Here is a 16,864-nt window from a genome sequence, read left to right on the forward strand (position 1 = left end):
TCTTCGCCTGGTAGTAAACGACTGGTGTCATCGACAGGTCAAGCCGGCGGGATGAAAGGCTGCGAGATCGCCTGAAAGACAGGCAGTGCTTCCATCCGTTCGGCATGGGCGCCGAGCGCCGGGAAAGCGGCAAGCGAAGCCAGTCCGGGATGCGCCTCGCCAAGGAAGCGGAGCACGGCGGCAACCGCGATGTCGGCGTGACCGATGCGATCGCCGAACCAGTAGGTTTCAGGCCTTGCGCTGCGATCGGCTTCCAGTGCAGCCATGGCTCCCCGTATCTGCTTGCGGCAGCGTTCGACCCAGAGGTCGGAGACTGTCTCGTGCAGCAGCCTCTCGTAAAACATGCTGACTGCCTTGTCGCCCAGCCCGGTGGCCAGACCAGCGATCTTCAGCGCTTGGCGGCGCGCCGGCTCGTCGGTCGGAAACATCCTGCGATCGGCCGCTCCAAGGCTGTCCAGATGGTCCAGCATGGCGTGGCTTTCGATTAGCACCTCGCCATCGTCCAGCACCAGGGTTGGCACGCGCGTCAATGGATTATAGGGCCTGATCTTGTCCGCATCGCTGAAAGTCGACCAGGGACGATGTTCAAACGTCAGGTTGTACAGGGTCAGCGCAATGCCGACGCGACGGACGAAGGGCGAGTCATATTGGCCGATGAGGATCATGACCCAAGCTTATACGCAGACAACCGCCTCAACGCATACTGCCAAGTCACGGTATACTGCCAAGTCACGGCATACTGCCAAGTCAGGGCACTAGGCCAATCAACAGCAGCTTATGGTTTTTGCCACTGCCAACAATCGCGCTTCGCCGCTACGTTGACGTATGGCGCTTTTCGAGCTGACCCTTGTTCTCCTGCTGATCGCTGTCGCGCTGACGGCGTTGTCGCGGCGTCTCCAGATTCCTTATCCCTCCTTGCTGGCGTTGGCCGGCGCAGGCATCGCCTTCCTGCCGTTTGCACCGACCATCGAGATCGATCCCGAACTGGCGCTCGCCTTGTTCATCGCGCCGGTGCTTCTCGACGCGGCCTACGATACGTCGCTGCGCGACCTTAACCGCTACAGGCTGCCGCTCGTCCTGCTGGCGCTAGGCGCCGTCGTTTTCACCACCGCGGTCGTGGCCCTCGTCGGATGGACAATGGCAGGCCTGCCGATCGCTGCGGCTATTGCCCTTGGCGCGATCGTCGCGCCGCCCGATGCCGTCGCGGCGTCGGCCGTGCTTGGACAGTTCAAGGTGCCGCACCGCGTCACCGCGATCCTGCAAGGCGAAAGCCTGCTCAATGACGCCACGGCACTCCTGATCTACCGTATGGCGGTTTCGGCAGCTGCCGGCTCCATCCTGCTGAGCAGCGCGGTTCCGATGATCTTGCTGTCGACGGTCGGCAGCCTTGCCGCTGGTTACGTGCTCGGCCGATTGTCTCTCGTCACCCTCAGCCGCATCAGCGATCCGGCAAGTGGCACGGTGGTGCAATTTGCCGGAACATTCGGCGTCTGGATCCTGGCCGACAGGATCGGCCTCTCCGCCATCATAACAATCGTCGTCTATGCCATGACCATCGCGCGCACCGCGCCGCGCCGCATGCCGGCCAGAAATCGCGTCAGCTCCTACTCGGTCTGGGAGACAGCGGTGTTCGTGCTCAACGTGCTTGCCTTCGTCCTGATGGGACTTCAGGCACGATTGATCGTCGGCCGGCTCGCCGAGCAGGGGCAGGTCGAAGCGTTCGTGTTCGCCGCAGCGGTGCTGGCTGTCGTCATTGTTTCGCGCCTCGTATGGGTGCTCGGATGCGGCGCGATCATGAGGTGGCTTGCCAGCTTCGGTGACGCGGACCGGCAGGCCGAAGCCCCGTCGTTTCGCGGCGGTGTGCTGATCGGCTGGTGCGGCATGCGCGGGCTGGTCACCCTTGCGGCAGCGTTTGCCTTGCCGGCTGACTTTCCCGGCCGCGACCCGATTGTGCTCGCCGCATTCTCGGTCGTCCTCGGCACCTTGGTGCTGCAAGGCATCAGCCTGAAGCCGCTGCTGCGCCTGCTTGGTCTCGATCCGGACGAAATTGTCGACCGCGAAGTCGCGCAGGCGCGCGTCGCCATCATGCAGGCAGCGCTGGACGTGTTGAGCGGCAAGACATCGAATGCCGCGGCCGTGGTCCGCGAGCAATTTGCCGCGCAGCGCATGGTCGCTGAAAATCCTGGCGATGGCCAGGCTGCAACCGAGTACGACAGGCTGCGCCTCTATGCCATCAAGAGCCAGCGTGACGCGCTGGAACAGCTGCGTATCGACGGGACGATCGGCGACGAAGCGTATCATCGCCTGGAGGAGGAAATCGACTGGTCGGAACTGGCCGCTTCTCCGCCCGGACGATTCCAGCCGCTAACGACTTAGGCGCGCTGTCTGGCCCAAGCTCTCTGCATCCGGCTGCACATTGCAACGAATCCGCCAAACCGCTACTGCCATCACAAAATTGAGCCGGTTAAGCAATGAAGCTGGTCAGCTACAACATCCAGTACGGTTTCGGCAGCGACGGCCGCTACGATCTCGCGCGCTGTGCCAAGGTCGTCGCCGGTGCCGACATCATCGCGCTGCAGGAGGTGGAACGGCACTGGCTGCGTTCTAACGAGGATGACCAGCCGGAAATCTTTTCGCGGCTGCTGCCTGATTATCACTGGGTCTACGGGCCAGCCTTCGACATGGACGCTAGCGAGCGGCGTGACGGCCGCATCGTCAACCGGCGGCGGCAATTCGGCACCATGGTCCTGTCAAAGCTGCCGATCGTCTGGTCGCGCCTGCACGTGTTGCCGCTGCGCCGTACCGTGCGTCCGCTCAACACCCGCAACGCGGCGCTTGAATGCATGATCCGCACCCCTGCCGGTCCGTTGCGGGTGCTGTCGCTGCATCTGGCGCATATCGCCGCCGAAGAGCGGCTGGAGCAGATCGACTACCTGCTCGCCGAGCATCGCCGAGCACTGTCCGACGGCGGCCCGTGGAGCGGCGCCGATGACGAACCCGAGCGCAACTGGAGCAATGGCGAGCCGGTGCCGGAAAACCCGCTGGCGGCAATCTGGATGGGCGATTTCAACATGGAGCCGGGCAGCAGCGAATACCGGCGCATCGTCGGCAGCACGCCCTATCACCGTGGTGCCGCCTATCTCGACGGTTTCGTCGATGCCGCCGCCGTCACCGGCGAACCGACGGCGGATTTCCACACCCATGTGAAGACCATCGACGGCAGACTGGCAAAGCGCCGGCTCGACCATTGCTTCGTCGGCGGGATGTTGGCGGGACGGGTGCGCTCGGTCAGCGCAGATATCGGCGAAATCGCCTCGGACCATTTTCCGCTGCGGGTCGACATCGACCTGGAAACGCCGTTCGCGACGGGGGCCGGAGGCGGATGAGCCGCCGATGACCCTGTCCGTCTTCTTCGCGGTGCTTGCCGCCGCCGCCATGCACGCGATCTGGAACGCGCTGGTCAAGGTCCATCTCGACCGCTTCCTGTCGATCACGCTGATGACGCTCGGCATGGGCGCCGTGGCGCTTCTGGCACTGCCATTTGTGGAGGTGCCGAAATCGGAAGTGTGGCCGTACATCATCGCGTCGGTGATCTTCCACATGGGCTACAGGACGTTCCTGATCGGCGCCTACAAGGCCGGCGATTTCGCCCAGACCTATCCGCTGGCGCGCGGCACGGCGCCTCTGCTTGCAGCACTTGGCGGCATCGTGGCCGTCGCCGAAGTTCCGGCGCCGCTGGCTATTGTGGGGATCATCCTTCTCTCGGCCGGGACGCTGGTGTTGTCGTTTCGCGGTGGCGCGCATCTGGAGAGGCTGAACCTGCGTGCGGTTGGCTTTGCGCTGGGCACCTCGATCTTTATAGCCAGCTATACGCTGTCCGACGGCAGCGGCGCGCGGCTGGCCGCTACCGCATCGAGCTATGCGGCATGGCTGTTCGTCTGCGATGCGCTGTGGGCGCTGGTGCTGTGCCTGATCTTCCGCGGACCAAAGGCGCTGCCGGTGCTGGCGCGCGACTGGAAGGCGGGCGTGTACACTGGCGTGCTCAGCGGTGCCGCCTACTGGATCGTCATGTGGGCGATGACCAAGGCGCCGATCGCCTCGGTCGCGGCGCTGCGCGAAACCTCCATCCTGTTCGCCATGATGATCTCGGTGTTTGCGCTCGGCGAGAAGATGACTGCCTGGCGCGGTGTCGCCGTGCTCAGCATTGTTGCCGGCGTCGTCGCGTTGAGGCTTGGATAAGCTAAGGGCTTATATCGAGGTCGAACACCATCAGCCCGTTCGTGCCGCCTTCGAGCGCCGCGACCAGCCGGGCGCCAGCCCGCCGGTGAGCCTCATGCACCAGATAGGCATCACGCGCGGCGGCATCGCGAAAGTCGATGGTGAAGCCGTGCGTGAACGGTTCTGGGCTGGTGTTGGCGCTGAATTCGACCTTGGCCATGCCGTCGATCACCGACCGTAGCGCCTCGAGATCGGCATGGATCGCCGCGCGCTCGGTAGCGTCGACGTCGCTGCGAAATCTGACGAAAACACAGTGTCTGATCATTCTTGAGTCCCTATGCCGCGCGGTTGCCGGAAAACACGGCCGGCGGCAGTGGTTCGCGGCCAAGGATCAGATCGGCGCCCTTTTCTCCGACCATGATCGTCGGCGCATTGGTGTTAGAGGATGGGATGTGTGGCATCACCGAGGCGTCGCAGACGCGCAACCCTTCGATGCCGCGCAGCCTGAGATCCGGCGTCACCACACTCATCGCATCATGACCCATGCGGCAGGTGCCGACAGGGTGGTGGTCGGTCTTGGAACTGCGGCAGGCATAGTCGAACAGCTCGTCGTCGCTGGTGAGTGTCGGCCCCGGCAGCACCTCGCGCAGCACGTAAGGGGCAAGTGCCTTCTGCCGCATGATCTCGCGCGCCAGCCTGAGCCCCTTGATCGACATGTCGCGATCGTAGGGGTCGGACCAGTAGTTCGGATCGATCAGCGGGTGGTCGGCGGGGTCGGCGCTGTTCAGCCGCACCGTGCCGCGCGAACGAGGGCGCAGGAGGGCCGAGTTCAGCGTCACGCCTGGATTTTTCAGTTTTTCGACACCGGCCTCGATGCCGGAGCCGAGGCCGAGATGGAGCTGGATATCGGGCGAGGCGGCGGTCGGGTCGGCGTACCAGAAGCCGCCGGTCTCGAACAGGCTGGAGGCAACCGGGCCTTTTTTCAACAGCAGGTACTGCAGGCCGGCCCACACCGTCCGGTGCAGCTTGGCATAGTTGTCGTAGGTGTGGTCGCCGGTGCATTCGGCAATGACGAACAGGTCGAGATGATCCTGCAGGTTGGAACCGACGCCGGGCAGGTCGTGCACCGGCGTCACGCCGACCGACTTCAGATGGTCGGCCGGGCCGATGCCTGACTGCATCAAGAGCTTCGGCGAGCCGATTGCGCCGGACGAGACGATCACTTCGCGCTCGGCACGCAGGGTCGTCGGCTGGCCGCCCGGCCTGTCGACGATCTCGACACCAACGGCGCGGCCTTTCTCGACGACGATGCGCGTCACCAGCACGCCGGTCCTCACGGTCAGGCTCTTGCGCTCGCGGATCGGCCTGAGATAGGCGACCGAGGCGGAGGAGCGTCTCGCGTCCTTCTGCGTCAATTGGTAATAACCGACGCCTTCTTGGGCTATCCCGTTGAAGTCCGGATTGAAGGGAATGCCCATCTCCTGTCCGGCGCGGAAATAAGCCTCGCAGATCGGCAGCGGCGCAATCGGGTTCGACACGCCGAGCGGACCCTGGTCGCCGTGAAAATCGTTGGCGTAGCGCTGGTTGTTCTCGGCCCGCTTGAAATAGGGCAGCACGTCGCGATAGCCCCAGCCGGCAAGGCCCTCTTCCTTCTCCCAGGCGTCGTAATCGCGGGCGTTGCCGCGTGTATAGATCTGGGCGTTGATGGAGGAGCCGCCGCCGATCACCTTGGCCTGTGTGTACCGGAAGACGCGGTCCTTCATGTGCTTTTGCGGCACGGTCGACCAGCCCCAGGCGGCGATGCCCTTGGTCATCTTGGCGAAACCGGCCGGCATGTGGATCAGCGGGTGCCAGTCCTTGCCGCCGGCCTCGAGCAGCAGCACCTGATGCGACGGATCTTCGCTCAGCCGGTTGGCCAGGACGCAGCCGGCCGGGCCGGCGCCGACGATGATGTAGTCGGTCATGGCATCACCTGTTCACAGCCTCGGCACCGACAGTGCGCCGTCGACATTGATGATCGAGCCGGTCGAAAAGCCGAGCTTGCCGTCGGCGAGTGCCGCCACCGCGTCGCCGACATCGGCGGCTTCGCCCCAGCGCTTTGCCGGCACCAGACCGCCGTCGATCAGCGCGTCGTATTTGGCGATGACGCCTGCCGTCATGTCGGTGCGGATGATGCCCGGCCGCACCTCGAACACCCCGATACTTTCGGCGGCGAGCCGCAGCGCCAGGGTTTTCACCCACATCGAAAGCCCGGCCTTGGAGATGCAATAGTCGGCACGCTCGGGCGAGGCCATTTCGGCGCTGACCGAGGTGATGGTGATGATCGACTTTGGGTGATCGCCCGGCGCCGCAAGCATCGCCTTGGCGACGGCCTGGCTGAGGAAGACGGTGCCACGCAGATTGACGCCGAGTGTGCGGTCGAAATTTTCCGGTTTCAATTCCAGCAGGTCGCCGCGTACGACGGCGCCGATGCCGGCATTGTTGACCAGGCAGTCGATGCGGCCGAAGGCGCTTGTCGCGGCATCGACCAATGCGGCATGGTCGTCGAGGTCGGCGATGTCGCCGCAATGGTAGGCGAACTTCGCACCGCGGGCGGCGATGTCAGCGGCAAGCCCGTCAGGGGCATTATCGGCAAGGTCCACGACAAGGATGTCGAAGCCCGCATCGGCCAGCGCTTCGGCGCAAGCAAGGCCGATGCCGCGCGCGCCGCCGGTGACGATGGCTGCCGGGCGCCTCATGCGACAAGCTCCGTCTTGCGGATGTGGTCGGCGACGCGCAATGCCTGCGCGGCAATCGACAGGGCCGGATTGACCGCGGCCGAGTTCGGCAGGAAGCTAGCGTCGACAACAAACAGGTTCCGGTGGTCGAACGACTGGCAGAAGGGGTCGAGGGGCGAGGTCGCCGGATCGTCGCCCATCTTCACCGTACCGCACTGATGCGACGGCGTGCGCTTGTCGAACGGCCGCGACAGGACGATCGGATAACCGCAGGCGCGGAAATTCTCGCGCATCACCTTGGTCAGTCCCTCGAGCGACTGCATGTTGGAGCGCCGCCACTGCATGACGATATCGTTGCCGTCGACCATGATGCGGCTTTCGGGATCGGGCAGGTCCTCGCACATCAGGTACCAGTCGACGGCGTGGCCGGCCATGAAGTCCAGCGCGAATTTGGGTGCAAGCTTGACGTTGGCCGTCAGGATGTAGCCGTCGATCTTGCCCAGAAGCTGGACGTTGCCGAGCGGCTTGCCGCCCTTGCCGCCGGACAGATAGTAGTCGTTGAGCATCAGCGTCTTCTGGTAGACGGACGTGTTCCTGCGGCGCGGGTCGATCGCCAGCATAGCGCTCGAATTGTGGTTCATGAAGTTGCGGCCGACCTGGTCGGAACGGTTGGCGAGGCCCTTGCCGTCGGGAGATGGCGAGCGCAGCAGGATGACCGCCGAATTGACCGCGCCGGCCGAGAGGATGACCAGCTTCGGCGTCACTTTCTTCAGCGTGCCATTCTGGCGATAGTGAACGGCGGCAATCGTCCTGGCATCCGATGACGCTTCGAGATATTCGACATGGGCGCCGGTCTCGAGCTTGATGTTCCGGTCGGCCAGTGCCGCCGCCAGTGGCCCCGTTTGCGCGTCGACCTTGCCGGTCCCAGTGTTGGGAAAAGCGTCCCAGCCTGTCTTGCCGTCCTTTAGCCAGGCATCGATGTCGACGCCGAGCGGCAGCGATGCCGGGTGCAGGCCGAGGCCCTTGAGCTCGGTGCGGGCGCGGGCGATCGGCGGCTCGTCCGGCACCGGCCCGAACGCATAGGGGATCGAGTGGAACGGCTCGGTCGGGTCTTCGCCCAGTGCGCCGCGCACGCGGAAAAGCTGCTCGGCCCTGGAATACCAGGGCTCGAATTCCTCATAGGAGAATGGCCAGGCAGGCGAGATGCCGCCATAATGCTCCATCTCCGAAAAGTCTTCCTTGCGGTAGCGGATCAGCACCGCGCCATAGAATTTCGAATTGCCGCCGACGTAGTAGTAGTTACCGGGATTGAACGCAGCACCCCCGGCCTCGCGCCACATCTCCTTCGGCCGATAGTGGCCGTCGACGAAGATGGCGCGCGTGTCGCGTGTGTGCGGCGTCGCCGGCAGCGGTTCGCCGCGCTCCAGCATCAGGATCGAGGCCCCACTGCCGGCAAGGCCGGAGGCGATCGTGGCGCCGCCGATGCCGGAGCCGATGATGACGATGTCGGGATTTGTCATGGCTGTCAGAGGATACGGTTCTCGGTCGCCGGATCGAAGAACACTGCCTTGGTCAGGTTGAAGGCGAGCGGCGTGCTGGTACCCGGCTGGATGTTGGCGTCGGCGCGCAGACGCGCCACCACCGCCTTGCCGCCCAGATTGGTGACGGCGAAAGTGTCGGAGCCGGCCGGTTCCACGACTTCGATATGGCAGTCGGCGGTGGCGATGTTCGATGCGTTACGTTCGGCCCCTTCCGGATCGGTCAGGGCTTCGGGGCGGACCCCGAAGATGATCGGCTTGTCGTGGAATGCCGACAGACCCGACGGCGCATCGGCCAGCGGCAGCGAGATCGGCTCGCGCGCCTCTCGCTGCAGCACCACGGAAAGTGCATTGCCATTGCCGCCGATCGTCGCCGGGATCAGGTTCATGGCCGGCGAGCCCATGAAGTCGGCAACGAACAGATTGGTCGGGTTGTTGTAGATTTCGGCCGGCGTGCCGAACTGCTGCACCTCGCCGTCGCGCATCACCGCGATCTTGGTGGCCAGCGTCATCGCCTCGATCTGGTCGTGGGTGACGTAGACGATCGTTGTGCCGGTGGTCGCGTGCAGGCGCTTGATCTCGATGCGCATGTCGACGCGCAGCTTGGCGTCGAGATTGGAGAGCGGCTCGTCGAAGAGAAAGAGCTTGGGGTCCCGCACCAGCGCCCGGCCCATAGCGACGCGCTGGCGCTGGCCGCCGGAGAGCTGGCTTGGCTTGCGCTGCAAGAGGTGGCCGATCTGCAGCACCTTCGCCACCTTGTCGATCGCCTTCTGGCGCTCCTGAGCCGGCACGCCGCGCATCTCCATGCCGAAGGCAATGTTTCCAGCGACCGTCATGTTCGGATAGAGCGCGTAGCTCTGGAACACCATGGCGATGTCGCGCTTCGAAGGGTGGAGATCGTTGATCGTCCGGCCGTCGACGCGGATTTCGCCTTCGGTGATGGTTTCCAGGCCGGCGATGGTGTTGAGCAAGGTCGACTTGCCGCAGCCGGACGGGCCGACCAGCACCAGGAAGCCGCCTTTTTCGAGATCGACGTCGATGCCCTTCAGGATCTCGACCGATCCGAACCGCTTCCTCAGCCCATTGATTTCGAGAAAAGCCATTCGATTATCCTTTGACGGCGCCGGCCATCAGGCCGCGCACAAAATAGCGGCCAGCGACCACGTAGACGAGAAGGGTCGGCAGTGCGGCGATCATCGCCGCTGCCATGTTGACGTTGTATTCGACGACGCCGGTCGAGGTGTTGACGACGTTGTTCAGCGCCACGGTCATCGGCATCGCGTCGCCGGTGCCGGCATAGGCCGAAGCGAACAGGAAGTCGTTCCAGATGTTGGTGAACTGGTAGATGACGGTGACGACGAAGATCGGCATCGAATTCGGCAGCATGATGCGCCGGAAGATCTGGAAGAAGCTGGCGCCGTCGACCTGTGCGGCCTTGACCAGTTCGGTCGGGAACGCCTCGTAATAATTGCGGAAGAACAAGGTGGTGAAGCCAAGCCCGTAGACGACGTGGACAAAGACCAGGTTGACCGTCGGGTTGCCCAAGCCGAACGAAAATCCCGTTGCGTTTCGCAGCGTCACGCCGAAACGGCCGAGGCTGCCGAGGATCGTCGCCATCGGCAACAGCACCGACTGGAACGGAATGAAGCAGGCAAACAGCATCAGGCCGAAGACCAGCGTGTGGCCGCGGAAGCGCCATTTGGTCAGAACATAGCCGTTGAGGGCGCCGAGCAATGTCGAGATCAGCACCGCCGGAACCACCATCTTGATGGAGTTCCAGAAGTAGCCCTTGATGCCGGCGCAGGTCAGGCCGACGCAGGTCTCGCCCCACGCCTTCAGCCACGGTTCGAAGGTCGGCGCCTGCGGCAGCGCCAGCATGTTGCCGTTCTGGATCTCATCCATGGTCTTGAACGAGGTCACCAGCATGACGAACAGCGGCATCAGGTAGAACAGTGCGAACAGCGCCAGCAGGCCGTAGATGACGATGCGGTTGACGGTTCTGGCGCTGATGCCGCCAGTGCTCTGGCGAGCGGGCGTGGCAATGACGCTCATCGCGGCTTCTCCCTGAGCTCGGAATAGAGATAGGGCACGATGATTGCGGTGATGGTCATCAGCATGATCACGGCGCTGGCCGAGCCGACGGCCATTTCGTTGCGCTTGAAGGTGTATTCATACATGAAGTTCGACGGCAGCCAGGCCGAGCCGCCCGGCCCGCCGCTGGTCAGCGCGACGACGAGATCGTAGGACTTGATGGCGAGGTGGGCGAGCACGATGAAGGCCGAAAGGAACACCGGCCGCAGCAACGGGATGACGATCCGGCGATAGAGCTGGAAAGTGGTGGCGCCGTCGATCTGCGCGGCCTTCATAATCTCGCCGTCGATGCCACGCAGGCCGGCGAGGAACATTGCCATGATGAAGCCCGACGCCTGCCAGACGCCGGCGATCACCACGGTGTAGATGACGAAATCCTTGTTCTTGATCCAGTCGAAATGGAAGCTCGTCCAGCCCCACTGGTGCAGCGTCTGCTCAAGGCCGAGTCCGGGATCGAGGAACCATTTCCAGGCGACCCCGGTGACGATGAAGGACAGCGCCATCGGGTAGAGGTAGATCGGCCGCAATACGCCTTCGCCGCGGATCTTCTGGTCGAGCAGGATGGCCAGGAAAAGGCCGAGCGCCAGGCAGATGAAGATGTAGAGAAAACCGAAAATGCCCATGTTGGTGATCGAGGTGTACCAGCTCGACGGCGGGTCGCTCTCGAAGGTCCAGCGCCACAGCCGCTGATAGGCGCGTGACCCTGTGATGGCATAGGACGGAAAGGTCTTGGAGTTGGTGAAGGACAGATAGACCGTCCACAGGATGAAGCCGTAGACGAAGACGATGGTGATCGCAAAGCTTGGCGCCAGCACGATCTTCGGCAGCGCGTCCTGCATGCGAGAACGCATGGAGGCGCCCGGCCGCGCACTATGCTCCGGCGTCAGCTTGATCTGGGTCGCGACCGTAGTCATGGGCTCCTCCCTCTCGGGTCCCTTCACCGCCAGGCGGGAAGGTTAGCCCCGTCGAGACGGGGCGTGTTGGCTGATCGCCGGCGCCATTCCGACCAGAGGCCGGCCATCCTGGCTTGGTGGAACCTTCCCCACCGGAGGGGGGAAGGCCCTTTCATGCCGGTTTTTTATTTGGCGTCTTCGATTGCGTTAACCAGCTGGGTCACGGCCTCGTCCGAGGTCTTGATCTGGCCGTGGACGAACTTCGAGACGACGTCCTTGTAGGCATTGGCGACGGCCGGCGGCGCGCCATAGCCCTGCGCCAGCGAACCGAACAGCGTGCCGCCTTCGTTGGCCGCCTTCAGGTCGGCCATGCCCTTCTTGCCGCAAGCATCGAAGTCGGTGTCAGGCACGTCCGTGCGGGCCGGGACGGAGCCCTTGACGACGTTGAAAGCCGACTGGAAGCTCTTCGACAAAGTGGCGGTGGCCAAGGCTGCCTGGGCGGCCTTGCGGTCCTCCGGAACGTCGAACATGCCGAACATGTCGGAGTTGTAGACCACGCTGCCGTCGGTGCCCGGGAAGCGGTAGCACAGGAAGTCGGTGCCCGGGGTCTTCTTGGCGGCGTTGAATTCGCCCTTGGCCCAGTCGCCCATCACCTGCACCAGCGCATCGCCCTTGATGACCATGGCGGTGGCAAGGTTCCAGTCGCGGCCCGAGAAGTTCGGGTCGACATAGGTGATGAGCTTGGCGAGGTTGTCGAACGACTTCTTCATCGTGTCGGACTTCAGCTGCTCCTCGTCGAGGTCGTTGAAGGCCTTTTTGTAGAACTCAGGTCCGCCGGTCGACAGCACGACCGAATCGAACATGGTGGCTTCCTGCCAGTTCTGGCCGCCAAGCGCGAGCGGGATGACGCCCGCCGCCTTGGCCTTGTCGAGCAGCGCGATGAACTCGTCAAAGGTCTTAGGCTCGGTGCCGCCGATCTTGTCCATCACCGCCTTGTTGATCCACAGCCAGTTGACCGAGTGGACGTTAACCGGAGCCGCGACCCACTTGCCGTCATAGACCGAGAATTTCTGCAGGGCGGCCGGAACGGACTTGTCCCAGCCCTCCTTTACCGCCGTCTCGGTCAGGTCGCCCATCACGCCGGCCGCGGCATAATCGAGCACGGTATAGCCGAGCATCTGGGAGGCGGTCGGGTAGTTGCCGGCCGCGACCATCGCCTTCAGCGCGGTCATGGCGGCGTCGCCGCCGCCGCCGGCCACGGGCACGTCCTTCCAGGCAAAGCCCTGCTTGGCCAGGTCCTCCTTGAGCACGTTCAAAGCAGCCGCCTCGCCGCCAGACGTCCACCAATGCAGCATCTCGACTTCCTTGACGTCCTGGGCATGGGCCGCGAACGCAAGACCCGACCCGAGGGCCGTTCCGATAAGCAATTTGCGCAACATGTACTTCCTCCCTTGTTGCAGCTACACGACCGGCGGTTGTCCGCCGGGTTCTTCCCAACTCAGCCAACCCACCATCCGGTGCGCTGGCCGCGATGAAACTGGATCGTCTTTTCCTCGGTATAGTCCTCGACGGCGCGCTTGCCGAGTTCGCGTCCGAGACCGGACTGCTTGTAGCCTCCGAAAGGCAGCTCGGGATAACCTTCCATGAACGTGTTCACCCAAACGGTTCCCGAACGCACATTCCGCGCCACCGACATGCAGGTGTCGATGCTGGCGCTCCACACGCCCGCCGATAAACCATAGGGCGTGTTGTTGGCGATGCGCAACGCCTCTTCAATCGATTCAAAGGTCAGCACCGAGAGCACCGGGCCGAACACTTCTTCACGTGCAATGGCCATGTCTTCGGTGACGCCGCGAAGGATGGTCGGATCGAGATATTGACCGGCACTAGAGGCGATCTGCTTGCCGCCGCTATAGACGCTGCTGCCGTCGTTTGCCGCCGCCGTCACGTAGCCGGTGACCTTGGAAAGGTGCTCGGAAGAGATCATCGCGCCGACCTTGGTGCTGTCGTCGAGCGGATCGCCGACGGTGACCCTTGCGGTGAGCGCCTTCACTGCGCCGAGGAAGTCGTCAGCGATCGCCTCGTGGACGATCAGTCGGCTGCCGGCGTTGCAGCATTCGCCGGCGTTGAAAAAGCCGCCGAACACCGCCGCGTCGGCTGCCGCTTCGAGGTCGGCATCTGGAAAGACGATTTGGCCGTTCTTGCCGCCGAGCTCCATCGAGACCTTCTTCAGCGAGTTCGCAGCCGACGCCATGGTCATCTTGCCGACCCGGGTGGAGCCGGTGAACGACACCATCTCGACCAGCGGATGGCTGACCATCGGCGCGCCGACATCGTCGCCCAGGCCAGCGAGGATGTTGACGACGCCATCCGGCAAGCCGGCCTGCATCAGGATGTCGCCGAGCACGAAGGTCGAGGCCGAGGTCATCTCGCTCGGCTTGACCACCGCCGTGCAGCCGGCGGCGAGCGCGAACGGCAGCTTCTGGCTGACGATGAGGAAGGGAAAATTCCACGGCGTGATGATCGAGACGACGCCGATCGGTTCACGCAGCACGACGCCCAGCATGGCGTCGCCGAGGTTGGCGTAGGTTTCGCCATGGAGCGTGCGGGCAAGCGCCGCGGCATAGCGCCAGATGTCGACGGCTCCGCCGATCTCGCCGCGCGCCTGGGCGATCGGCTTGCCGGATTCCAGCACGTCGAGCCGGGCGATCTCCTCGAGCCGCGCCTCGATCAGGTCCGCCGCCTTGAGCAGGATCGCGGCGCGCTCTGCTGCCTTCATCCGCGGCCACAGGCCGGTCTCGAAAGCCTTGTGCGCGGCCTGTACCGCTGCCTCGACTTCCGCCGCGCCGGCTTGCGCATAGCGCGAAACCGTGAAGCCATGGCCGGGGCTCTTGCGCTCCAGCGAGCGGCTGTCGCGGGCATCGACGAACTTGCCGTCGATCAGCAGCCGGTAGGTCTTCGGTGCTGCGGCCGCCTCGGCGGGCATGGCGATGTCGAGGGGCAATTTCATGTGAGGTTCCGCTTGCATTTAGGATCTTGAAAACGCTGGTTTCTGTTTGGTCTTGAAAGCGTCGACACCAGCCTTGAGATCGCTAGTCAGCGTGATGAAGCCGCTGGCCAGCGCCTCTGTCGCGGCGGCACTTTCCTCGCCCTCGGCGATCGCGATCATCAGCTTGGCGGCCTCGGTGGCTAGCGGGCCGCGCTCGGCGATCTTGCCGGCCCAGGCCTTGGCCTCGGTGAACGCCTTGCCTGTGTCGACCATCCGGTCGACGATGCCCAGAGCGAGTGCTTCGGCCGCCACGAACGTCTCGCCGCCGATTGCCATGCGCCGCACCGTCTGCGCGCCGAAGCGGCGCACCGCGCGCTGCGTGCCGGACCAGCCGGGCACCACGCCGATCGACGTTTCCGGGAGGCCTAATTTCACATGCGCTTCGGCGACGCGGAAGTCGCAGGCGACTGCCAGTTCAAGCCCGCCGCCCAGCGCATGGCCGGACACAACCGCGATGGTCGGTTGCCGCAACCGCGCCAGCCGGTCGAAGACGCGGTGGCCATAGCGCACCCATTGCACCTGGAAGTCGGCGGCACTCATTTGCGACCACGCTTCGACATCGCCGCCCGAGCAAAAGCCCTTGCCTTCGCCACACAACAGCACGACACGGACGCCGTCCGCAGCCTCCGCTGCGTCAAGCGCTGCCTCCAGTGCCCGCAGCATCGGTATGTCCAGCGCGTTGAATTTCTCCGGCCGGCGCAGCGTGACGATGCCGAGGCCGCCGTCGGTTTCAAAGGTGACGAGAGGTTCAGCCATGCGCGCCTCCGAGCGAGGCGCCGCCATTGAGCGAGAGTCCGATCGGCCGATCGCGATAGAGCGCGTCCGGCGTGACTTTCAGATCGTTGGCGACGGCGAGCGGAATCTCGGCCTGCGCCAGCACGTCGCGCTGAAGATCGATGCCGGGTGCCAGCTCAGTCACCATCAGCCCATCCGGCGTCAGCTTCATGACGCAGCGCTCGGTGACATAGGTGATGTCCTGTCCTTGCGCGACGGCGCGCTTGCCCGAGAAGGAGATGTGCTCGACCTCGCCGACGACTTTCTTGACCTTGCCCTCCTGGTCGATGCGGATGCCGCCATCGGCCAGCGACAGCTTGGCGCCGGCATTGAAGAAACCGGAAAAGACGATCTTCTTCGCCCGCGCGGTGATGTCAACGAAGCCGCCGGCGCCGGCGGTGACGTGCGGCCGCGCCGAAAGCTTCGACACGTTGACCGAGCCGTGGCGGTCGATCTGCAGGAAGGACAGCAGCGACGCGTCGAAACCGCCGCCCTGAAAATAGGTGAACTGGTGTGGCGAAGGCATGAAGGCATCGGCGTTCGACGAGCAGCCGAACTTGAAATCGAGCAGCGGCACGCCACCGACCGCGCCCTGTTCGATCACCCAGGTGACCTTGCCGTGCTGGCCTTCCTCGATAAGAATGCGCGGCACATTGGCCGAGATGCCGAAGCCGATGTTGACCGCCATGCCGTCGGCAAGCTCCATGGCGACGCGACGGGCGATGACCTTCTGGACATTCATTTCGGCGTTGCGGAAGCTTGACAGCGGCCGAAAGATCTCGCCCGAGATCGCCGGGTCGTAGGGTGTCAGCGTTGTCTGCAACTGGTCGGCCGCCACCATGATGTAATCGACCAGCACGCCGGGCACGCGCACGTCATGCGGTTTCAGCGTGCCGTTCTCGACGACGCGCTTGACCTGCGCGATGACGATGCCGCCATTGTTGCGGGCGGCGAGCGCCTGTTCCAGCCCGCCGAGATAGGCGCCCTCATGCTCATAGGTCAGGTTGCCGCGCTCGTCGGCCGTCGTCGCTCGGATGATCGAGACGTCAGGCACGATCGAGCGGAAATAGAGCCATTCCTCGCCGTCGAACTGCTGCACCGAAACGATCGGCTCACTCGCGGCCGCATTCATGGCGCAGCCCTGATGTCGCGGGTCGGCGAAGGTATCGAGGCCGACCTTGGTCAGCACGCCGGGGCGCTTGGCCGCCGCCTCGCGATGCATGTCGAACAATATGCCTGACGGCACATTGTAGGCGGCGACCGAATTGTCGCCGATCATCTTCCAGATCTGCGGCGGTTCAGAGGATGACGGGCCGGAGGGATAGGACCCGCACAGCGTGCGCTTCAACAGGCCGGGCTTCGCCAGATGGTCGATACCCCTGATGCCGTACATGTCGCCGGCGGCGATCGGGTGCAGCGTCGTGATACCCTTCGGATGGCCCTCCGCGTCGAAGCGCTCGCCGATGGCGGCGAGCACCGCATCCGGGCAGCCGAGACCGCTCGATGACGACACGGATACCACCATGCCGTCACCGATCAGGCTTGCGGCTTGCGCTGCGGAGACAAGCTTGCTCACCCTGCGCC

15 protein-coding genes are annotated in these 16,864 nt (G+C 64.2%); 3 read left to right on the forward strand and 12 right to left on the reverse strand.

Going from position 1 to position 16,864, the window contains the following annotated elements:
- Positions 1–38: 38 nt before the first annotated feature.
- On the reverse strand, positions 39–665 hold the full coding sequence (locus tag NKH36_RS28145; RefSeq protein ID WP_352965327.1) for a glutathione S-transferase family protein: 627 nt from the start codon (positions 663–665) through the stop codon (positions 39–41).
- Between the two features lie 160 nt (positions 666–825).
- On the opposite strand from NKH36_RS28145, the gene NKH36_RS28150 reads away from it, so the two are divergent.
- From NKH36_RS28150 to NKH36_RS28160, 3 genes are all read left to right on the forward strand, one after another.
- Positions 826–2,376, forward strand: coding sequence for a cation:proton antiporter (locus tag NKH36_RS28150; RefSeq protein WP_352965329.1), 1,551 nt, complete (start codon positions 826–828; stop codon positions 2,374–2,376).
- A 95-nt stretch (positions 2,377–2,471) separates the two neighbouring features.
- A complete protein-coding gene (locus NKH36_RS28155; protein WP_352965331.1) occupies positions 2,472–3,386 on the forward strand; it encodes an endonuclease/exonuclease/phosphatase family protein in 915 nt (304 codons plus the stop codon).
- A gap of 7 nt (positions 3,387–3,393) precedes the next feature.
- A complete protein-coding gene (locus NKH36_RS28160) occupies positions 3,394–4,239 on the forward strand; it encodes an EamA family transporter (protein WP_352965333.1) in 846 nt (281 codons plus the stop codon).
- 1 nt (position 4,240) lies between these two features.
- On the opposite strand, the gene NKH36_RS28165 is transcribed toward NKH36_RS28160, so the two are convergent.
- The 11 genes from NKH36_RS28165 to NKH36_RS28215 all read right to left on the reverse strand — a co-directional run bounded on the left by NKH36_RS28165 (position 4,241) and on the right by NKH36_RS28215 (position 16,856).
- On the reverse strand, positions 4,241–4,543 hold the full coding sequence (locus tag NKH36_RS28165; RefSeq protein ID WP_352965335.1) for a Dabb family protein: 303 nt from the start codon (positions 4,541–4,543) through the stop codon (positions 4,241–4,243).
- A gap of 10 nt (positions 4,544–4,553) precedes the next feature.
- Positions 4,554–6,182: a GMC family oxidoreductase gene (locus NKH36_RS28170; RefSeq protein ID WP_352965336.1), complete on the reverse strand. Its 1,629-nt coding sequence runs from the start codon at positions 6,180–6,182 to the stop codon at positions 4,554–4,556.
- Positions 6,183–6,194: 12 nt separating this feature from the next.
- Positions 6,195–6,956: a 3-ketoacyl-ACP reductase gene (locus tag NKH36_RS28175; protein WP_352965338.1), complete on the reverse strand. Its 762-nt coding sequence runs from the start codon at positions 6,954–6,956 to the stop codon at positions 6,195–6,197.
- Entirely contained in the window at positions 6,953–8,455 is a 1,503-nt protein-coding gene (locus NKH36_RS28180) for a GMC oxidoreductase (protein WP_352965340.1), read from the reverse strand. Before NKH36_RS28180 ends, NKH36_RS28175 begins: the two co-directional genes overlap by 4 nt.
- A gap of 5 nt (positions 8,456–8,460) precedes the next feature.
- A complete protein-coding gene (locus NKH36_RS28185; protein ID WP_095484049.1) occupies positions 8,461–9,576 on the reverse strand; it encodes an ABC transporter ATP-binding protein in 1,116 nt (371 codons plus the stop codon).
- 4 nt (positions 9,577–9,580) lie between these two features.
- Entirely contained in the window at positions 9,581–10,525 is a 945-nt protein-coding gene (locus tag NKH36_RS28190) for a carbohydrate ABC transporter permease (protein WP_027153273.1), read from the reverse strand.
- Positions 10,522–11,478 (reverse strand): carbohydrate ABC transporter permease, encoded by a 957-nt coding sequence (locus NKH36_RS28195; RefSeq protein WP_352965342.1) that lies wholly within the window; start codon positions 11,476–11,478, stop codon positions 10,522–10,524. Before NKH36_RS28195 ends, NKH36_RS28190 begins: the two co-directional genes overlap by 4 nt.
- A gap of 164 nt (positions 11,479–11,642) precedes the next feature.
- Entirely contained in the window at positions 11,643–12,896 is a 1,254-nt protein-coding gene (locus NKH36_RS28200; protein ID WP_352965344.1) for an ABC transporter substrate-binding protein, read from the reverse strand.
- Between the two features lie 59 nt (positions 12,897–12,955).
- The gene (locus tag NKH36_RS28205; RefSeq protein WP_352961074.1) at positions 12,956–14,467 is read right to left on the reverse strand and encodes an aldehyde dehydrogenase family protein; all 1,512 of its coding nucleotides are present in this window, start codon (positions 14,465–14,467) and stop codon (positions 12,956–12,958) included.
- 18 nt (positions 14,468–14,485) lie between these two features.
- On the reverse strand, positions 14,486–15,262 hold the full coding sequence (locus tag NKH36_RS28210) for an enoyl-CoA hydratase/isomerase family protein (RefSeq protein WP_352961075.1): 777 nt from the start codon (positions 15,260–15,262) through the stop codon (positions 14,486–14,488).
- Positions 15,255–16,856 (reverse strand): acyl CoA:acetate/3-ketoacid CoA transferase, encoded by a 1,602-nt coding sequence (locus NKH36_RS28215; RefSeq protein WP_352961077.1) that lies wholly within the window; start codon positions 16,854–16,856, stop codon positions 15,255–15,257. The genes NKH36_RS28210 and NKH36_RS28215 overlap by 8 nt, the downstream gene beginning before the upstream one ends.
- Between the last annotated feature and the right edge of the window lie 8 nt (positions 16,857–16,864).

Origin of the sequence: Mesorhizobium sp. M1312, from assembly GCF_040318115.1 — a bacterium.
Classification (GTDB): Bacteria; Pseudomonadota; Alphaproteobacteria; order Rhizobiales; family Rhizobiaceae; genus Mesorhizobium.

Coding starts and splice junctions, on each gene's coding strand:
- NKH36_RS28145 (WP_352965327.1), bottom strand. CDS start 665: ATGATCCTCATCGGCCAATATGACTCGCCCTTCGTCCGTCGCGTCGGC.
- NKH36_RS28150 (WP_352965329.1), top strand. CDS start 826: ATGGCGCTTTTCGAGCTGACCCTTGTTCTCCTGCTGATCGCTGTCGCG.
- NKH36_RS28155 (WP_352965331.1), top strand. CDS start 2,472: ATGAAGCTGGTCAGCTACAACATCCAGTACGGTTTCGGCAGCGACGGC.
- NKH36_RS28160 (WP_352965333.1), top strand. CDS start 3,394: ATGACCCTGTCCGTCTTCTTCGCGGTGCTTGCCGCCGCCGCCATGCAC.
- NKH36_RS28165 (WP_352965335.1), bottom strand. CDS start 4,543: ATGATCAGACACTGTGTTTTCGTCAGATTTCGCAGCGACGTCGACGCT.
- NKH36_RS28170 (WP_352965336.1), bottom strand. CDS start 6,182: ATGACCGACTACATCATCGTCGGCGCCGGCCCGGCCGGCTGCGTCCTG.
- NKH36_RS28175 (WP_352965338.1), bottom strand. CDS start 6,956: ATGAGGCGCCCGGCAGCCATCGTCACCGGCGGCGCGCGCGGCATCGGC.
- NKH36_RS28180 (WP_352965340.1), bottom strand. CDS start 8,455: ATGACAAATCCCGACATCGTCATCATCGGCTCCGGCATCGGCGGCGCC.
- NKH36_RS28185 (WP_095484049.1), bottom strand. CDS start 9,576: ATGGCTTTTCTCGAAATCAATGGGCTGAGGAAGCGGTTCGGATCGGTC.
- NKH36_RS28190 (WP_027153273.1), bottom strand. CDS start 10,525: ATGAGCGTCATTGCCACGCCCGCTCGCCAGAGCACTGGCGGCATCAGC.
- NKH36_RS28195 (WP_352965342.1), bottom strand. CDS start 11,478: ATGACTACGGTCGCGACCCAGATCAAGCTGACGCCGGAGCATAGTGCG.
- NKH36_RS28200 (WP_352965344.1), bottom strand. CDS start 12,896: ATGTTGCGCAAATTGCTTATCGGAACGGCCCTCGGGTCGGGTCTTGCG.
- NKH36_RS28205 (WP_352961074.1), bottom strand. CDS start 14,467: ATGAAATTGCCCCTCGACATCGCCATGCCCGCCGAGGCGGCCGCAGCA.
- NKH36_RS28210 (WP_352961075.1), bottom strand. CDS start 15,262: ATGGCTGAACCTCTCGTCACCTTTGAAACCGACGGCGGCCTCGGCATC.